Source organism: Acinetobacter sp. AOR01_HL (assembly GCF_027855455.1).
Taxonomy (GTDB): domain Bacteria; phylum Pseudomonadota; class Gammaproteobacteria; order Pseudomonadales; family Moraxellaceae; genus Acinetobacter; species Acinetobacter baumannii.
Map to the genome: position 1 here is coordinate 129,342 of NZ_JAKTIM010000058.1, position 18,786 is coordinate 148,127.

At 38.9% G+C, this 18,786-nt stretch carries 15 protein-coding genes; 9 read left to right on the forward strand and 6 right to left on the reverse strand.

The genetic code is table 11. From position 1 onward, the window contains the following. Positions 1-17: 17 nt before the first annotated feature. Complete coding sequence (gene mrcB, locus MKL62_RS19345; RefSeq protein WP_000667412.1) at positions 18-2,414, reverse strand: penicillin-binding protein 1B; 2,397 nt, start codon at positions 2,412-2,414, stop codon at positions 18-20. A gap of 185 nt (positions 2,415-2,599) precedes the next feature. Between mrcB and MKL62_RS19350 the strand changes: the two genes are divergently transcribed. Both MKL62_RS19350 and MKL62_RS19355 read left to right on the forward strand, forming a co-directional pair. Next, entirely contained in the window at positions 2,600-3,508 is a 909-nt protein-coding gene (locus tag MKL62_RS19350; protein WP_001167242.1) for an NAD(+) kinase, read from the forward strand. Next, on the forward strand, positions 3,505-3,777 hold the full coding sequence (locus tag MKL62_RS19355; RefSeq protein ID WP_001019667.1) for a YeaC family protein: 273 nt from the start codon (positions 3,505-3,507) through the stop codon (positions 3,775-3,777). The genes MKL62_RS19350 and MKL62_RS19355 overlap by 4 nt, the downstream gene beginning before the upstream one ends. A gap of 201 nt (positions 3,778-3,978) precedes the next feature. On the opposite strand, the gene MKL62_RS19360 is transcribed toward MKL62_RS19355, so the two are convergent. After that, complete coding sequence (locus tag MKL62_RS19360; protein WP_001093413.1) at positions 3,979-4,992, reverse strand: glycosyl transferase family protein; 1,014 nt, start codon at positions 4,990-4,992, stop codon at positions 3,979-3,981. A gap of 498 nt (positions 4,993-5,490) precedes the next feature. Here MKL62_RS19360 and MKL62_RS19365 point away from each other — a divergent pair, with 498 nt between their 5' ends. After that, positions 5,491-6,849, forward strand: a complete 1,359-nt coding sequence (locus MKL62_RS19365) for a dicarboxylate/amino acid:cation symporter (RefSeq protein WP_001085436.1) — start codon at positions 5,491-5,493, stop codon at positions 6,847-6,849. Positions 6,850-7,013: 164 nt separating this feature from the next. After that, positions 7,014-8,159 (forward strand): acyl-CoA dehydrogenase family protein, encoded by a 1,146-nt coding sequence (locus MKL62_RS19370; RefSeq protein ID WP_000881868.1) that lies wholly within the window; start codon positions 7,014-7,016, stop codon positions 8,157-8,159. Positions 8,160-8,203: 44 nt separating this feature from the next. Here the strand turns inward: MKL62_RS19370 and MKL62_RS19375 are convergent, their stop codons facing one another. Then, on the reverse strand, positions 8,204-9,148 hold the full coding sequence (locus MKL62_RS19375; protein WP_005128267.1) for an alpha/beta hydrolase: 945 nt from the start codon (positions 9,146-9,148) through the stop codon (positions 8,204-8,206). 185 nt (positions 9,149-9,333) lie between these two features. Here MKL62_RS19375 and pheA point away from each other — a divergent pair, with 185 nt between their 5' ends. The 4 genes from pheA (at position 9,334) to MKL62_RS19395 (ending at position 14,940) form a co-directional block, all read left to right on the forward strand. Then, positions 9,334-10,443, forward strand: a complete 1,110-nt coding sequence (gene pheA, locus MKL62_RS19380; RefSeq protein WP_000606364.1) for a prephenate dehydratase — start codon at positions 9,334-9,336, stop codon at positions 10,441-10,443. A 108-nt stretch (positions 10,444-10,551) separates the two neighbouring features. Continuing rightward, the gene (locus MKL62_RS19385; protein WP_000082055.1) at positions 10,552-12,798 is read left to right on the forward strand and encodes a bifunctional prephenate dehydrogenase/3-phosphoshikimate 1-carboxyvinyltransferase; all 2,247 of its coding nucleotides are present in this window, start codon (positions 10,552-10,554) and stop codon (positions 12,796-12,798) included. A gap of 127 nt (positions 12,799-12,925) precedes the next feature. Next, positions 12,926-13,309, forward strand: coding sequence for a hypothetical protein (locus MKL62_RS19390; RefSeq protein ID WP_000735997.1), 384 nt, complete (start codon positions 12,926-12,928; stop codon positions 13,307-13,309). 170 nt (positions 13,310-13,479) lie between these two features. After that, on the forward strand, positions 13,480-14,940 hold the full coding sequence (locus MKL62_RS19395) for an aminoacyl-histidine dipeptidase (RefSeq protein WP_000195392.1): 1,461 nt from the start codon (positions 13,480-13,482) through the stop codon (positions 14,938-14,940). Between the two features lie 93 nt (positions 14,941-15,033). Here the strand turns inward: MKL62_RS19395 and MKL62_RS19400 are convergent, their stop codons facing one another. Together MKL62_RS19400 and MKL62_RS19405 are read right to left on the reverse strand one after the other, a co-directional pair. Continuing rightward, the gene (locus MKL62_RS19400; protein WP_000902242.1) at positions 15,034-15,990 is read right to left on the reverse strand and encodes a ribonuclease Z; all 957 of its coding nucleotides are present in this window, start codon (positions 15,988-15,990) and stop codon (positions 15,034-15,036) included. A gap of 197 nt (positions 15,991-16,187) precedes the next feature. Beyond that, the gene (locus MKL62_RS19405; protein WP_000003113.1) at positions 16,188-16,820 is read right to left on the reverse strand and encodes an alpha/beta hydrolase; all 633 of its coding nucleotides are present in this window, start codon (positions 16,818-16,820) and stop codon (positions 16,188-16,190) included. A 126-nt stretch (positions 16,821-16,946) separates the two neighbouring features. On the opposite strand from MKL62_RS19405, the gene yaaA reads away from it, so the two are divergent. Further along, positions 16,947-17,720 carry a peroxide stress protein YaaA gene (gene yaaA, locus MKL62_RS19410; RefSeq protein ID WP_000880410.1) on the forward strand — a complete coding sequence of 258 codons (774 nt, stop codon included), beginning with the start codon at positions 16,947-16,949 and terminating at the stop codon, positions 17,718-17,720. A gap of 99 nt (positions 17,721-17,819) precedes the next feature. Here yaaA and MKL62_RS19415 read toward each other — a convergent pair whose 3' ends face one another. Next, positions 17,820-18,752 carry an IS5 family transposase gene (locus tag MKL62_RS19415; RefSeq protein WP_001040033.1) on the reverse strand — a complete coding sequence of 311 codons (933 nt, stop codon included), beginning with the start codon at positions 18,750-18,752 and terminating at the stop codon, positions 17,820-17,822. Between the last annotated feature and the right edge of the window lie 34 nt (positions 18,753-18,786).

Below are 18,786 nucleotides of genomic sequence, written 5' to 3' on the forward strand. Positions count from 1 at the left end.
CTGTTTCCTGTTAACGCTTAGTTGTTATAACTACCACTTGAAATGATTCGTGTGTTATTCGACAGATCTTGTTCCATCTGGTTTTCACTTTCACGAATATAACTGTCAGTATTATCATCCTGAGGCTCAGGAATTGTGTTATCACTTTGTGGCGTATATGTTGGATCAACTTGATAATACGGTGCTCCACATGGCGTAGCACGATGTGGGACTGTATGCGCTAGCATTGGAATATACATGGCACCATCACAAGCTTGTGCCGATAAGTCACCCGATGCACGGTCAATCCATTGCCACTGTACAGAGTCTGGTTGACGTAAGTTTACTGGTGTCTGGCGTAATTGTTTCATCACATTAATCCATACTGGTAATGCACCAGATGAACCTGTTAAACCAGTTACTTTATTGTCATCTAAACCTAACCATACTACTGCAACATGATTACCTGAATAGCCGGCAAACCATGAGTCACGTGTATCGTTAGTCGTGCCTGATTTACCCGCTAATTTTAAAGCTGGAGATAAGCTGTTATAGGCTGCACGTCCTGTACCTGATGACATGACCTGTTGTAAACCATAGTTCATGATATAACCGACAGATGGATCAATGGTTTGTTGTACGTTTAGACCATAACGATCAAGTAAACGTCCATTTGCATCTACAACAGAACGAATCGCACGAGTCGGATATTTGAAACCGCCTGTAGCAAAGTTTTCATAAATACCCAGTACTTCCATTGGTGACATATTAACTGCACCAAGGAAAATAGAAGGGTAGGCCGGGATTGTCGATTCAACACCAAATTTTCTTAAATTGTTGGTAAATGTAGATAACCCAAACTCTTGACCTAAGCGCACAGCAGAAAGGTTATAAGAATTTGCTAAGGCTTCACTTAAACTCACAATTCCATGACCACCGCCGCTATAGTTCTTCGGTGTCCAGCTTTTACCGCCGTCTACTGGAACGCTAATTGGAGCGTCTTCAATCTGGCTTGCCCAGTTATAACGTCCAGATTCAATTGCGCTCAAATAAATGACAGGTTTCAATAAAGAACCGACTTGGCGTTTTGCATCTAAGGCACGGTTAAAGCCGGTAAAGTCTTGTGTTGACCCGACAGCTGCAATTAATTCGCCATTTTCAGGATGGGCAATCAGTACAGCCCCTTGCAGGTTTTTCAAGCGAGCAGGGTTGCTATTAGCTAAGCGCTCTACAGAAGCTTTAAAGGCATTTTGAACTTGTGTTTGCGCAATTGGGTCCAAGGTCGTAAAAATACGTAATCCTTGATTGGTTAAATCACTTTCCTGATATTCGGTACGTAATTGACGACGCACAATATCTAAAAAGTCAGGGAATTTTGCTGGACCTAGGCTTGGCTTGCTTAGAACATTTAAAGGGCGCGCAATTTCAGTTTCATACTCTGCTTGAGTTAAATACCCCATGACACGCATGTTATTTAATACTGTATCGCGACGATTTTTTGCCCCTTCAGGGTTTTTCCAAGGGTTATATAAAGATGGACCTTGAACCAAACCGACTAAATAAGCTTGTTGTGCAACATTAAGCTCACGTAGTGGTAAACCGAAATAAAACTGAGAGGCCAATCCATAACCATTGATTGAATAGTTACCGTTTTGACCTAAATTCACTTCATTTAAATATGCTTCTAAAATTTCATCTTTGCTGTAATGCAACTCAATAAGTAAAGCCATTAATGCTTCATTAACTTTACGTTTAAGTGTGCGTTCAGGGGTTAGATAGAAGTTTTTGACTAACTGTTGGGTGAGGGTCGAACCACCTTGGCGACGTCCTCCAGTTACATTACTTACCAAAGCACGTGCTGTACCACGAATCGAAATACCGTGGTGATGATAAAAGTTACGGTCTTCTGTAGAAATTAAAGCTTCAATAAGTGGTTTAGGAACACTATTAAGCTTAATCAAAACGCGGTCTTCATTATGTTGAGGATAAATGCCCCCAATTAATAAAGGTTCTAAACGGGCAACTCCAGTTGATGAAGGTTTTGTACTGCGAACTTCTACAACTTGGTCGTTTGCAAAACTCAATTCTAAAACCTGTTCAGGCTCTACGCTGTCGCCATAGTCGAAACCACGTGTATGGACATACATGTTGCTGCCTTGAGCAACATAGGTTCCAGACTTGTCATAATTACTTGAAGTTTTGTAACCTAGTAATTTTAATTCTTGGGTGAAATTTGCTTGAGTAATTGGCGCATTATTATAAATTTCCAAAGGTCGAGCAAACACCTTGGCCGGAATGTCCCAGCGTTGTCCTTCAAATTTTTCACGTATAATATTATCTAAACGAATCAGATAGATACTAAGAGCAATAAAAGCACCAATCACCAAAATGGAAAAAATTAGCGCGAAGAAACCGATACCACGTTCAAACTTCATATAAATGAGATAAAACCCTAAACAATGCGTTAATGATGCGATAGCTTGTCATCAATTTGCAATGATAAAACTGTGAATAAATGGAAAACTTAGATTGAATTTTACAGTATCTTGTTGTTATGTTTTTTTAAATTAATCTGGTTAATGTTATGATAGCGTAGAATCGCAGCGGAGCTTACTCATTCGTGCAAATTTCACATAAGTCCTTCAGAAACGTCGGGTTAATTGGTCGACCAGATAAATCATCAGTTGTAGAAACACTATGTTTAATTCATGACCATTTGCTAAGTTTAGGCCTAAACCCCATTTTTGATCAGGAAACTGCCGAATTAGTGCCCTATGATCATGCGCAAGTCGTTAGTCGTCACTTATTAGGTGAAGTCGCTGATCTGGTGATTGTTGTAGGTGGTGACGGTTCATTGCTTCATGCAGCCAGAGCTTTAGTGCGCTACAATACGCCTGTGATCGGGATTAACCGTGGACGTTTAGGTTTTTTAACCGATATTAAGCCTTCGGAAGCTATTTTTAAGCTTGATCAGGTTTTACAAGGTCATTTCCAACTTGATCGCCGTTTCTTGCTTGAAATGGAAGTACGTACCAATGGGGAAGTCATTTATGATGCAATTGCTTTAAATGATGTCGTACTACACTCTGGTAAGTCGGTACATATGATCGATTTTGAACTCAATATCGATGGGCAATATGTTTATCGCCAGCATAGTGATGGTTTAATTGTTTCGACACCAACCGGTTCAACTGCTTATGCTTTATCAGGTGGTGGTCCAATTTTACATCCTAGTATGGATGCTATTGCATTAGTTCCTATGCATCCCCATACATTATCTTCACGCCCAATCGTAGTTGGTGGGCAAAGTGAAATTAAAATCGTCATTCGCGAAAATCGGGTATTACCGATGGTAAGTGCAGATGGACAACATAGTGTCTCTCTCAATGTCGGTGATAGTTTGCACATCCGCAAACACCCATTTAAATTAAGTTTATTACACCCACCTGGTTATGATTTCTATATGGCTTGTCGTACCAAATTGGGTTGGAACCAAGATTTTGAATCTTTTCAAAGAGATGAATCATGAATATTGAACAAATGCTATCTGTTTTAAACCCTGAGATTGTAGAGCGTTTAAAAACAGCAGTAGAAATTGGTAAATGGCCAAATGGTGTTGCTTTAACGAAAGAACAGCGTGAAACATGTATGCAAGCTGTTATTGCTTGGGAGTTAAAGAACTTACCAGAAGAACAGCGTAGTGGTTATATTGACCGTGGTACAAAAGAAGAGGGTGAGGTTTGTGAAGATGATCATCACAAGCATGAGCCTGAATTTAAACCGATTCGTTTTGTTTAAAACTTAATAAGATAGAAAAATTATTTTTGGTTATTCCATACAGCCTTATATAGCATGTTTTTCATAAGTTATAGCATATAGGCTTTTATTACTTTTGAAGGATCAAAAGTAACCAAAAATCCTCTGTATCACTGACGATACTTCCTGTATCGCAGTGATACGGTCGACATCCATGTCGACCTTCACGATAGCATTTGTTAACTACGAATTAAGATTGCTTAAATTTCGTGTTTCCCATAATACTTTTGCTTTTTGCATCGCTTCCTCGAAATTAGAAACCACACCCATGGTATATAACGCAATACCCATGGTTTCTGTTACGGCCATTTCCCCATATTCATGATGCTGTTGCCCAAGCCAGACAGCTTTAAAGGTTGCTAAGTCTAACTCTTCTTCAATTGGGCTACGTTCAGGCGTAAGCTTTGGCAACTCATGCTCATAGAGTTCGCCATTTTTAATACCACAAATGAGTGTTTTCGCGTCTGGGTTTCGCTCGAATTCGCCGCCTTCGCCCTTAATAACTGCGCTATTTTGATAGCCTAAGCGAAGTGCACTATGCTGATGTGAAGTTCTGTAAGCAGGATGGAATATGGCTTGTAAGGTGGCTTTAGCGTTAAAAGGATTAATTAAACGGGCTAAAGTATGAATAGGTGAACGCAATCCCATGACATTTCTTAGAGATATTAATTCGCTTAAAACTGGTGAAATCACATCTAGCGGTAAGTAAGCGAAATTTTGTTCTGCCAATTGGGTACGAACTTCTTGTTCAGAATGGCAAATTTTATAATCTAAATATTCCAAAACTTGTTCGGTATAAACTCGGTTAATGGTATGTCCGGAAGCGCCATGCATTACGATTTTATAACCGTGATGAGCAAGGGTAAGAGCCGCTAATAAAAACCAAGGATAATGTTTACGCTTACCGGCATAAGATGACCAATCTAAGTCAACTTCTAAAGGTGCAAAATGAAGCTGGTCTTTTGTGGCTTGTACAAAACCTGCAAGTTCATCAATAGATTCTTCTTTAACACGTAGCAGCATTAAAAAAGCACCCAACTGAACGTCAAGAACTTCGCCTTTTAAAATCATAGTAAAAGCCTGATAGGCTTCTTCATAACTCAGTGAGCGAGATCCAGTTTTCCCCTTACCTAAAATACGGACATATTGAGCAAAGGGATGTTCAGCATCTTTATATATATTACGTTTAGTATTCATGGCAATTCAAAACAGTAAAAGTAAGGGGAGTAGGCAGCTCAAAATGAAATGTCTACAAGGACTTATCAATATGACATAAAAAACTGATGAAAAAATATCAAAAGTGTTTCTCATACTAAAGTCTTAAGGCTGCATGAGTATTTTTTGTGCGTATTAGCCAAAATTTTAATCGAATCGTGATTTAATTCGAGTAAACTTCATGTGCTTTTTTGAGCACTCATATCATAATTTTCTGTGATTCTCCTATATCTTCAGCTTTTTATTGAAAAAGTAAGAGGTTATTTCTAGCTACTCAAAGTAGTTAGAAACTTCAGGTATTCTCCTGTTTTAGAAAACAGTTTTTTGTTTTCATTGAGGTAGTAGGAAGGTTTTTGTTTCTAAAAAACCGTTTCCCTTTTGCGGTGTTCATGTGAAAGGTTAGGGCTGTGTATTCGTAAAGAATAGACGTTTCATTTTGATATTTCCAACGGACTTGGAAATATAGATTGAAGTAAAGTTATGGCTAAAAAACCGATTTATAAATCACTTTATTTTCAAGTGATTATTGCGATTATTGCGGGTGTTTTGGTAGGGCATTTCTCACCAAGTACAACGCAAATTGTTAATGGTGTTGAACAACATATTCCAGGTTTAGGTGAGCAACTCAAGCCATTAGGTGATGCTTTTATTCGTTTGATTAAAATGATCATCGCACCTGTTATTTTCTGTACAGTAGTGAGTGGTATTGCTGGTATGGAAAGCATGAAGTCAGTTGGTAAAACTGGCGGTGTTGCGTTGTTATACTTCGAGATCGTTTCAACAATCGCGCTTCTGATTGGCCTTGTGGTGATTAACATTGCAAAGCCAGGCGTAGGAATGAATGTTGATCCTGCAACTCTGGACACTTCAGGTATCCAAAAATACGTTACTTCTGGTGAGTCACAATCTACCATTGATTTCTTGATGCATATCATCCCAGATACGGTGGTTGGTGCATTTGCAAATGGTGAAATCTTACAGGTCCTTCTTTTTGCAATACTATTTGGTTTTGCGCTTCATAAGTTAGGTGATGCAGGACGCCCAGTTTTAAAGTTAATTGATCAAATTGCACACGTGTTCTTTAACATTGTGAACATGATTATGAAGCTTGCGCCAATTGGTGCATTTGGGGCAATGGCGTTTACTATCGGTAAATATGGTGTAGGTTCACTGGTACAGTTAGGCCAGCTTATTATCTGCTTCTATATTACGTGTTTACTCTTTATTTTCTTAATTTTGGGTACAATCAGCCGCATTAGTGGATTCAGTATTCTGAAAATGATTCGCCTGATTCGTGAAGAACTATTAATTGTACTTGGTACATCTTCTTCTGAATCTGTTTTGCCTCGCATGTTACGTAAACTCGAAATTGCAGGTTGTGAAAAGTCGGTTGTTGGTTTAGTTATTCCAACAGGTTATTCATTTAACCTTGATGGTACATCAATCTATTTGACTATGGCTGCAATCTTTATTGCTCAGGCAACGAATACACAGCTTGATATTCAACATCAAATTACTTTGTTGTTGGTACTTCTAATCTCATCTAAAGGTGCAGCGGGTGTAACAGGCTCTGGCTTTATTGTTATGGCAGCAACTTTATCTGCAGTAGGACATATTCCGGTAGCTGGTTTGGCATTGATTTTAGGTATTGACCGCTTCATGTCAGAAGCACGTGCTTTAACCAATCTTGTTGGTAACTCTTTGGCAACGATTGTAGTTGCAAAATGGGTGGGTGCTTTAGATAAAGATAAGCTCAATGATGCTTTAAACAACCCAGATGAAGTTGACAGAAAAATGTTGGCTCCAAAAAATCCTCAGGTTGCAGAAGGTTTAGATTAATTCGGATCTACCTATATAAAAAAAGGAAGCTTTGGCTTCCTTTTTTATTGGCTGACTGAAAAGTACAGTTTAAATGAGCAGCTAAGCCATGACAGTTGTGTAAAAAATGATTAGCATGCACAGCAATGAGATTCGATAAAACAATAAAGCCGAAGGAAAATATTATGTTGGCATATGATGCAGATTTAGAATTATTCCGTGATAATTTTAAACGTTTTATGAATGAGCATATTGCTCCACATTATGACCAATGGGAACGTGAAGGAATTATGCCGCGTTCAGTTTGGTCTCAACTGGGCGAAAATGGCTTTTTATGTGTGGATGTTCCAGAAGAATATGGTGGTTATGGCGTCCCGACGTATTATTCATTAATGTTAGTTGAAGAATCGGCTCGTGCTGGTTTTTGTGCATTATCAACAGCGATTTCTTGTCACTCTGAGATTGCAGCGCCTTATATTTTACATATTGGGACCGAAGAACAAAAACAATACTGGTTACCGAAAATGGTAACAGGTGAAGTAGTCGGAGCAATTGGTATGACAGAACCGGGTGCCGGTTCGGACTTACAGTCAATGCGTACCAGTGCCATTTTGCAAGATGACCATTATTTGCTAAATGGTTCTAAAACGTTTATTTCAAATGGACAACATGCTGACCTTGTAGTGCTTGCAGTAAAAACCGATCCTCAAGCGCGTGCGAAAGGTGTATCTTTATTATTGGTGGATACTCACCTAGAAGGTTTCAAAAAAGGAACTAACCTCGACAAAATCGGATTGCATTCTCAAGACACATCTGAGCTATTTTTTGACAATGTTAAGGTTCCTAAAAACCAGTTACTCGGACAAGCTGGACAAGGTTTTGCTTATTTAATGCAAGAATTACCGCGCGAACGTACGGCTATCGCATCGACAGCGGTCGGCGCTATTCGTGGTGCAATTGATTTGGCAACCGCTTATGTAAAAGAACGTCATGCATTTGGTCAACCTATTTCACAGTTCCAAAATACTCGTTTTGTTTTAGCGCAAGCAAAAATTGATGAGCTTGCGACAACAGCTTTCTATGAGCGAAATGTTGCTTTATATCAAGAAGGTAAACTTGATGTTGAGACGGCTGCAGCACTGAAAAGTTTTAGTACAGATATGCAAATGAAGGTTGCGGATAACCTATTACAACTGTTTGGTGGTTATGGTTATATGACTGAATATCCAATTTCACGCTTCTTTGTAGATGCCCGTATTCAACGTATTTACGGCGGTACAAATGAAATTATGAAAGAAATCGTAGCACGTGGATTAATCGGCAAAGCTTAATAATAGTTTCAAAAACAGCCTACCTTTGAGTAGGCTTTTTTTTATTATTTAGCTGTTTTCTGCGATGGTTCATCGAATAAAGATTTACAGCATTCTAGATTTTGGCATGAAGCAAACATAAGCGCTTTAGGTAAGCTCGCATACAAATTGGTGATATGCTGTTCAGCAGGATTATTGAAATGCCAATAAGTAAATTGGTCTGAACGTTTATTTTCTAAGACTTTAAAGAAATCGTCTTTATTAATTCTTTGATTAAACTGGATATGTGGCCCACCTTGTTCATGTGTACCGACTGTCGTCATCAGCATTGGGAACACGGTTTGCTTTTGACTTTGCCATTGTTCTAATTCTCGAAATAACATGCCTTGATCAAACCAGAGAGAAGGGCTTGCAGCAAAGTAACGTTGGAAGGCAGTAGGCTTTTGAAAAAAATGATAAAGCACAAACAACCCTCCAAAAGAATGCCCATAGAGACTTTGCTGTTGGCTATTAATTGGAAATTGTTTAGCGATTTCAGGCTTGAGTTCGCTATTTAAAAAAGCAATAAACTGGTCAGCACCACCATATTTATATTTACCTTGCGCTTGAAACTCGGCAGAAGGTTTTGGGGTGTAATCATAAGCGCGTTTTTGCACATCAAAGGTTTTTTGCTGAGGATAGCCCACAGCTACAATAATGAGCGGATCTAAACCTAATTTTGCAGAGCCTGCTCCAATCGACTGGGCAATATTCATTGCGCTTGGAAATGTTGCATTACCATCTAATATGTAAAGTACCGGATAACCATGTTGGGGTGGGGCAACAGGTGGTTTATAAATTTGAATAAGGTATTCATGTCCAGTATTTTTAGATTTGATTTGGAACTGGGCCTGATTGTTGTGAAAATCGATTTTTGATTGATTTTTTACAGGGGCTTGAGCCAAAACGGAACTACTTATTAAAGAGCCTAGAAAGAAATTACAAGATAAAAAGAAAAAAGATTTAAGCATAATAAAGTTAAGAAAATGTTATAAGTCAAATAATAAATGAAAATCATTATCAAATAAAGTGATCTTATACAAAGGTTCGAGCCGGATTAATGAAAAAAGCCCATACACCCATATTGCCTAACAAATCAAAGCCGACTATTGTTATACTCTCGTTTAAAAGATGATTTTGCTGAGGCTGCCTTCCAATGATCAACGATGATCAAAACAAAACGACTTCTCTTAGTTTAGAACAAATTCGCGAAGATATTGATAGCGTAGATCAACAGATTCAAGAGTTATTAAATCGCCGCGCAAGCCTTGCTGAAGCTGTTGCGAAAGCTAAATTTGCTTCTGAAGAGAATCCTTTGTTTTATCGTCCTGAACGTGAAGCACAAGTTTTACGTAAAGTTATGGAGCGCAATCAAGGGCCTTTATCTGACGTAACTATGGCCCGTTTGTTCCGTGAAATTATGTCTGCTTGCCTTGCTTTAGAAGCTCCGCAAAGTATTGCATTTTTAGGCCCAGAAGGTACTTTTACTCAATCTGCCGTACTTAAACATTTTGGTAAAGATGCGGTTGTTCGTCCGCTACCCACTATTGATGAAGTATTCCGTGAAGTAGAAGCGGGTAGTGCGCATTATGGTGTAGTTCCGGTTGAAAACTCATCTGAAGGTATCGTAAATCATACTTTAGATTGTTTTAAAACTTCGAATTTAAATGTGATTGGTGAAGTTGAATTGCGTATTCATCATCAATTCCTTGTTTCTGAAAATACACGTAAAGACAGTATTAAGCAGATTTATGCGCATCAGCAAACTTTGGCTCAATGTCGTCAGTGGTTAGACGCACATTATCCGGGTGTTGAGCGTGTTGCCTTAAACTCAAATGCAGAAGCTGCACGCCGTATTCGCAATGAATGGCATTCAGCAGCGATTGCGTCCGATATTGCAGCAGGTATGTATAACCTTGAAATCTTGCATAGTAATATTGAAGATAATCCGGAAAATACTACTCGTTTCTTAGTGATTGGCCGTGAAAAAATTCCACAAAGTGGCAATGACAAAACTTCATTATTAATTTCAGCGCATGACCGTGCAGGTGCTTTATTAGAAATTTTAGCGCCGTTTGCAAAACATAATATTAGCTTAACGAGCATTGAGACCCGTCCAGCATTACCTGAAAAATGGGCATATGTATTCTTTATTGACTTAGAAGGTCATATCGATCAGGAAAATGTGGCTGCGGCAATTAATGAGATTCGTCCAATGGTAAAAGAACTTCGTATTTTAGGTTCTTATCCTGCTGCTGTTCTTTAATCACTCATGTTGGAATAATGACATGTATCAAGATGGACATGTCATTATGCTTAAAAAACAAATTGCTCAAAGCTTTAAATAACGTTGAGCAAAAGCAAAGTTGAAGTTATGTCACAACCCCTATTTAAAAAAGTTGCATTTATTGGTTTAGGACTCATTGGGTCGAGTTTGGCTCGCGTTATTGTTGCAGAAAAGTTGGCCACAACTATTGTGGCATCTACACGTTCGCAGAAAACTTTAGAAGATGCAAAATCACTTGGCTTAATACAAGAAGGGTTTTCCGATCCTGTAGAAGCTGTGAAAGGGGCGGATTTAGTTGTTTTAGCCTTGCCAGTGCGTGCCACTCAAAAAGTGCTTGAGCAAATTAAACCTTATTTGTCAGAAACCACAATTGTAACTGACGTGGGAAGTACAAAAGGTAATGTCGTAGATGCAGCAAAAGCTGTATTTGGTGAAGATTTACCAGCAGGGTTTGTTCCTGGGCATCCGATTGCGGGAAGTGAACACACGGGTGTCCACGCAGGTAAGGTCGATCTCTTTGCAAATCACAAAGTGATTTTGACGCCATTACCAACCAGTGCAGAATGGGCAGTTGAGAAACTGATTCAACTTTGGTCAGCTGCTAAAGCCGAAGTGATATGTATGGATGTTGCCAAACATGATGAAGTTTTGGCGCATACCAGTCATTTACCGCACTTAATGGCATTTAATCTGGTCGAGCAACTTGCAAATCGTGAAGATAACCTTGATATTTTCCGTTATGCAGCTGGTGGTTTCCGTGACTTTTCACGAATTGCTGCCAGCGATCCTCAAATGTGGCATGACATTTTCTTTGCCAATAAAACAGCTATATTAAATGCTGTAGATGGCTTCGAGAAACAACTTACCGTACTTAGAAAATTGATTGAAAACGAAGATTCTCATGCATTAATGGGTTTACTCGGCCATGCTCAGGCAGCACGTCAGCATTTCAATCATATGTTAGCCAAAAAACCTTTAATGGAGAAAAATAAGGTGACACAGCAATTCAGTATCTTACCGGGAAATAAGGCTTTTAAAGGTAAATTTACCGTACCGGGTGACAAATCTGTGTCACATCGCTCCATTATGTTTGGTGCTATTGCAGAAGGCACGACTCATGTCACTGGCTTCCTTGAAGGTGAAGATGCTTTAGCAACTTTACAAGCTTTCCGTGATATGGGTGTAAGCATTGAAGGCCCTAAAAATGGTGAAGTGACCATTCATGGCGTGGGTATGCATGGCTTAAAAGCACCAGCAAGTGCATTGTATATGGGTAACTCTGGAACAAGCATGCGTTTGCTTTCAGGTATGCTTTCTGCACAAAAGTTTGATTCTGTTATGACAGGTGATGCTTCGCTCTCTAAACGTCCAATGGAGCGTATTGCTAAGCCATTACGTTTAATGGGTGCGCAAATGCAAACGACAGGTGAGAAAGGTACACCACCTGTAAGCATTACTGGTGGCCAGCAATTAAAAGGTATTCAATATGATTTACCTATGGCATCTGCTCAGGTGAAGTCGGGTATTTTACTAGCTGGTTTATGGGCTGAAGGTGAAACTTCGGTAACTGAACCGGAACCAACACGTGATCATACAGAGCGTATGCTTCGTGCATTTGGCTATGATGTTAAAACTGAAGGCAATAAAATTTCCCTTGTGGGCGGCGGTAAGTTAGTGGGTACTAATATTCAAGTACCATCTGATATTTCATCTGCTGCTTTCTTCATGGTAGGTGCTGCAATCACTGAAGGCGCAGACGTTGTTCTGGAAGCTGTAGGTATTAATCCAACACGTACTGGCGTAATTGAAATTTTAAAACAGATGGGTGCTGACCTGACTGTTGAAAATGAGCGTATCGCTGGTGGAGAGCCTATTGCTGATATTCATATTAAAGGTTCACGTACCCTTAAAGGTATTCATATGCCTGAAGATCAAGTGCCTTTAGCAATTGATGAATTCCCAGCCTTATTTATTGCAGCGGCTTGTGCTGAAGGCCAAACAGTATTAACAGGTGCAGCAGAGCTTCGCGTGAAGGAATCTGACCGTATTCAAGTTATGGCAGATGGTTTAAAAATCATGGGCATTGATTGTACACCTACTGAAGATGGCATCATTATCGAAGGTAAAGGCAAATCTGGTGATTGGTCACCAATCTTTGCTGGTGGTGAAATTGAATCACACCATGACCACCGTATTGCCATGAGTTTTAGTATGGCAGGCCTTCGTACTTCTGGTCCGATTACAATTCACGGTACTGAAACTGTTGCTACAAGTTTCCCAACTTTTACTGAGTTGGCGAATCGTGCAGGCTTAACAATCGAAGTTAGCCAATAACTTTTGACCTAACACATTTTATAATTGCTAACACAATAGCAACGGCAGCAGCGAGCTAAAGGCTTGGCTGCTGTTTGTTTATTGCTTATGCTAAGTGCAGATAATGATAAAAGTGTTAGGACAAAGGATGAAAAAATTACAATTTATTGCCAGTTGCCCACAACATGGGGTGCTTGATCATCCACCAAATGAATGCCATATCACTCAAGAATATGTAGCGGCTTTACTGTTTAAACAATTGGGGAATTATGGTTTTGATGCACAGCATATTGTGCATGAACATGAAAAGGTGGAAGTAAGTATTGATAATCACCTTTTACCATTGTCTATTACTTGCCAGCAAACCGACCATGATGGGCATTTAATGTGTGAAATCTCTGCCAATCCTGATGAAGAACAAGACTGGTTTGAGAAAATCGAAACACAAAGTATTATTCGTCAGCTTGCACAGGCTGTTGAAAATAGCTTGAAAGCCGATCATAGCTTTTCAGCATTTGAGTGGAAAAGCTAAACATATTATTGTTAAGGCTTATTTGTGAAGTACGACTTCTTAGAAAAGTCGTACAATTTCTTTAAATTAAATATAAAAATACAAAATCTTTCCCGAAATCGCTACCTATCTTTAATGCTTTGTGTATATTGAAATTATTAAGATATTTACATAATTAGAGTGTAGTTTTCATGACACAAGTTGATATTGCAGCATTATCTCCTCAAGTCGTTTGGCAGCATTTTCAAACACTTTGTACTATTCCTCGTCCGTCAAAGCATGAACAGCAACTTCGTGAGTTTTTACAAAACTGGGCCGAAAGTCGGAATTTAGAAACTTATGTAGATCAAGTAGGAAATTTGATTATCCGAAAGGATGCAACTGCCGGTAAAGAACATGTGTCTGGAGTTATTCTTCAGGGCCATTTAGATATGGTTACACAAGCCAATACTGGTACGGTACATGACTTCTTTAAAGACCCGATTCGTCCAGTTCTTGAGGATGGCTGGCTAATTGCCAAAGACACTACTTTAGGTGCTGATAATGGCATTGGGGTGGCTTTGGCATTAGCTGTTTTAGATTCAAATGATATTGCTCATGGCCCAATAGAAGTTCTTTTAACAGTCGATGAAGAAGCAGGGATGAGTGGTGCGCGGCTTTTAGAGACAGGTGTGCTAAAAGGAAAATGGCTATTTAATATTGATACAGAAGAATGGGGTGAGTTGTATTTAGGGTGTGCTGGTAGTATTGATGTTGAGGTAGAGCAGCCGCTTAGTTATGAACCAATCCCTGAAAATTTGAATGTTGTGAATATTCAGGTGGCTGGTCTTAAAGGTGGTCACTCTGGCGTAGATATCCATTTAGGACGTGGCAATGCCAACGTTATTTTGGCTCGCTTTTTAAATCAATATTTAGCCTCTCTAGGTGGGCATCTTGTTGAGTTTACAGGTGGTACGGCCCGTAATGCTTTACCGCGAGAAGCTGTGGCAACTATTGCAATTTCGCCTAATCAGTTATCAAGCCTAGAAAAGTTACTTGCTGAATATCAAACGGTATGGAAAGAACAGCTAAAGGGTATTGATGACAACTTGCAATTAAGTATTCAATCCACTGGTGTTGAAGTGACCGAAGTGATTACTCAACAACAGCAAAATGAATGGTTGCAAGCTTTAGCAACAGGTCCTTATGGCGTTGCAAGTATGAGTCAGGTTCTACCAGATGTAGTTGAAACCTCAAATAACATTGGGGTGGTGAGACTAAATCGAGAAGGTGGAAAAGCTGTCTTAATGGTTCGTTCAATGGTGAACCAAGAAGCTCAAGATTTTGCCGAAAAAATTCAGGCCCATTTTAGCCAATTTAATATCGGCTCTACACTTACGCCGTTAGTGTCGGGTTGGACACCAAATCCAGATTCGGCTGCTCTAAAGTGCTTACAGCAGGCCTATCAAAATGCATTTAATATTGAGCCAAATCTAAAAGTAATTCATGCAGGCTTAGAATGTGGGATTATTGCCGAGCATTACCCACATTTACAGATGGTTTCTTTTGGACCGGATATTCAAGGTGCGCATGCACCGGGCGAACGAGTTAAAGTTGATACCGTAGAGAAATGCTGGAAGTTATTGGTGACAGCTTTGGCATCTGTAGAGTAGTTTTTTAAGAAATAAGAAGCTCAGTTATGAGCTTCTTAAACTTTTATATGGAAATGATATGTAGCTAATTCGATCTCACAACAAATATAATTTTTACTCGATTTTTAAAAGTTGTCCTGTTTCATTTAAAGTAAATTCATCAAAATCATTCGCTAAATAAAAATGACCTTTATAAAACTGGCGAACTTCTTCGATAATAGCTTGCTGCCCAGTCTTATCCTGATGTCTAGGGCTAAAGTGTGTCAGAATTAAATTGTCTAGAGATTGCTGCTCAGCAAATTCAGCCACCATTTTTGCTGAGCTGTGCATTGGTCCTTTACCTACTTTATCTAAGACTGTTTGCAAATAAGTTGCTTCATGAATAAGTAATTGAGCATCCTTACAAGCATCGGCTAATAATTCTGGCCGATCATTATCACCACCTATAATTGCATGAATCTGCTGATTTTGAATTTTGATAAAGTCTTGAGATTTTAAAATTCGCCCTTCAAACTCTACATCGTAGCCTCGTTTTAAATGCCCCCAAATATCGCCTTTAGGTATGCCAAGCTGAGTTAAAGCTTGAATATCTATCTTCTTCTGGGTGGATTTTATATAAATACTAAATGCAAAACTCGGAACACGATGACTTAGTGGATGTGCTTGAATAAAGAGCTCATCAGTGAGCTGCTGTGGCCGAGTTGCTTCATTAACATCAATAAATTTTATTGAATAAGGCAAATGTAAGTCTGTAAGTTGAGCAGTGATTTCAAACCATTGTTGAATTTCTTTGGGTGCAATCACGATTAATGGTTTGCTGCGTGCATTCATGCCTGCACTTGCCAGTAAACCAACTAGACCATAACAATGATCGCCGTGAACGTGTGTAATACAAATGGCAATTAAGTTTTGTAGTGAGAGTCTAGCTTGCTGAATACGATGCTGTGTACCCTCACCAGTATCAACTAAAATCCAGTCCTTATTTTTACTGTTACGAACAGCTAATCCTGAAACATTGCGTGAAAGCGTGGGTACACCTGATGATGTGCCTAAAAAGGTAAAATGAAGCATATTCTTGGAATTTTTTAGTCAAATGCGTAATTTTTATATTATAGACACTTATTAAAATTTTATAAAAATTATGGTGCATGGTAGTGACCGAGTAAAAAAATATTTTGCGCGTTTTGGTTTAAGTTGGAATAATTTTCAATCAGGACATGGCTTGAAAATGATGGGCATACTCTCAAGTTATGCCCATCAAATGCACTTTATTTCATGATAATAAAACGTGTAATGATTTGGCGAAGCTGTTTTAAATAACCTGTAAAGAAGTGGTTAGCGCCCGGCAAAATCGTAATTGGATGCTTTTGTGGTTTTGCCCACTCAATTGCATCTGAAAGTAAGGTGATGTCATCTTGCTCACCATGAATGAGTAGAATATCACCTTGAATTTCAGGTGTTTTATAGTGACGTAACCCCACAACAGTAGCTGTTGGTAAACCACATAAAATTAACTGTACTGGCTGTAATTCAGGGCTAAGCTGCGCATGACATTTTGCCAAAACATGTGAGCCAAAGCTAAAGCCACCTGCATAAAATGGCAAACCTGCATGAAGCTCACGAACATGCTCAATCACAGCTAAAATATCTTCAGTTTCTCCATGACCTTCATCATGAACACCTTCACTGCCGCCTAAACCACGGAAACTAGGACGGTAAACAATACAGCCATATTCATTAAAGATTTGGGTTAAAAGAGCAGGGACTTTATGTTGAGGGGTTCCACCTTGTAATGGGTGAGGGTGACAAACAACTGCAAAGCCTTTGATTTCACCTTCAGGGCGGTCAACGAAAAGTTCAATTTTACCTACTGGACCCTGGATGAAAATTTGCTCAGACATAGAAGAACCGCTAAATAACAATACGTAAGTGCTATTTTACCGATAGTCGTCATTGAAAACACGAGTTAGCATTAAAAAATATCTACTGTTATAGTTGGCATTAATAATAATTTTTTCAGGTTGTCTATGCTTGCTTTAATTTCTCCTGCAAAAACTTTAGATTATGAAACAGCGTTACCTACAGATGAGTTTACTCAGCCGCGCTTGTTAGAAAACTCAGCACAATTAATTGATGTTTGTCGCAAACTTTCTGCTTCGGAAATTGCGAGTCTAATGAGTGTCAGTGAAAAAATTGCCACACTTAATGCTGATCGTTTTAGAGACTGGAAGCCAGAATTTGATTTTTCAAATGCTCGTCAGGCAATTTATGCATTTAAAGGGGATGTTTATACTGGTTTAGATGCTTATCACTTAAAAGATAAAGATATTGATTTTGCTCAGCAGCATTTGCGTATGCTCTCTGGTTTATATGGTTTATTGCGTCCTTTAGATTTAATGATGCCTTATCGTTTAGAGATGGGCACTAAATTAAAAAATACGCGCGGTCATAATTTGTATGAATTTTGGGATGATATTATCACCAATCAGATTAATGAAGATCTAGCGGCAATTAAATCTGAATTGCTGGTAAATCTGGCTTCAGATGAATATTACAAGTCTGTTAATGAAAAGAAAATTAAGGCTGAAATTGTGAAGCCTATTTTCCTTGACCAGAAAAATGGCAAATATAAAGTCATTAGTTTCTATGCGAAAAAAGCACGTGGTTTAATGGCTCGTTTTATTATTGAAAACCAATTAAATAAAGCTGAAGACATCAAAGCGTTTAATACCGAGGGTTACTACTTTGATGCTGATAACTCATCGGCAAAAGAGTTGGTGTTTAAGCGTGATGAACAATAATCCTAAGCGTGGTTAATAGATGCTGATACAGCTTTACTTATTAAAACGGCTTTGTTGCATAAAGCCTTTGAAGGTAAAGTTTTCCTAAGTTGCTAAAATTTAGGTTACAACTTGGGTATGAGGTCTGCCTAATTCTGTAAATTTATTTAATACGGCTACACGTGCATGGATCTCATTCACTTGGCTGTCAAAATTCCTTGAGTAGAGTTTATCGCCTAATAATTTGATGCAATGCATCTTGGTTTCGACCAAACTTCGCCGATGATAACCAGACCACTTTTTCCAAAGGGCTCTTCCTAGACGCTTAACTGTTTTTAGTAATTCATTTCTCTCTTGCGAATGAACTTTTGTATCTTTCCACGGTTTCGCATTTTTTCTTGGCGGAATCACCGCATATGCTTGACGATCTGAGATCACTCGTCTGCAGCATTTAGTGTCATAGGCTCCATCGGTATAGACAGAATCTACTCGCTCATCAAGTGGTATTTGACCAAGTAAATCACCGAGCACCTGTGAATCACTGATATTGTTCGTTGTGAGCTGAACTGCACGTATTTGCAGCGTTTCAGCATCTATACCAATGTGAAGCTTACGCCATTGTCGACGATATTCAGGCTGATGTTTCTTCCGTTTCCATTCACCTTCGCCCAAAAACTTTAAACCAGTTGAATCTACGAGTAGATGTAGACCATTGCTACTTTTTTGGTAGCTAATCGCAATATCAATATGTTTTTGTCTTCTGCAAAGCGTCGTATAGTCTGGCGCTGTCCAATCTAATCCGCAAAGTTTAATCAGGCTTTGTACAAAGCCAGTGACCATGCGTAGAGAAAGACGAAATATGGATTTAATCATTAAGCAGCATTGGATGGCTGTATCGGAATAAGTTTGATTTCGACCATGTTGGCTTTTTGGTTGAGCATACCATTGTGTTTTGGGATCAAACCAAATGGCAATATTCCCACGATTAATGAGAGCTCGGTTGTATGTGGGCCAATTGGTTGTACGGTAGATTTTAGGTGTAGGCTTATTCATCTCAAAATTATATTGTGGAATAAGCCTTTAGAGA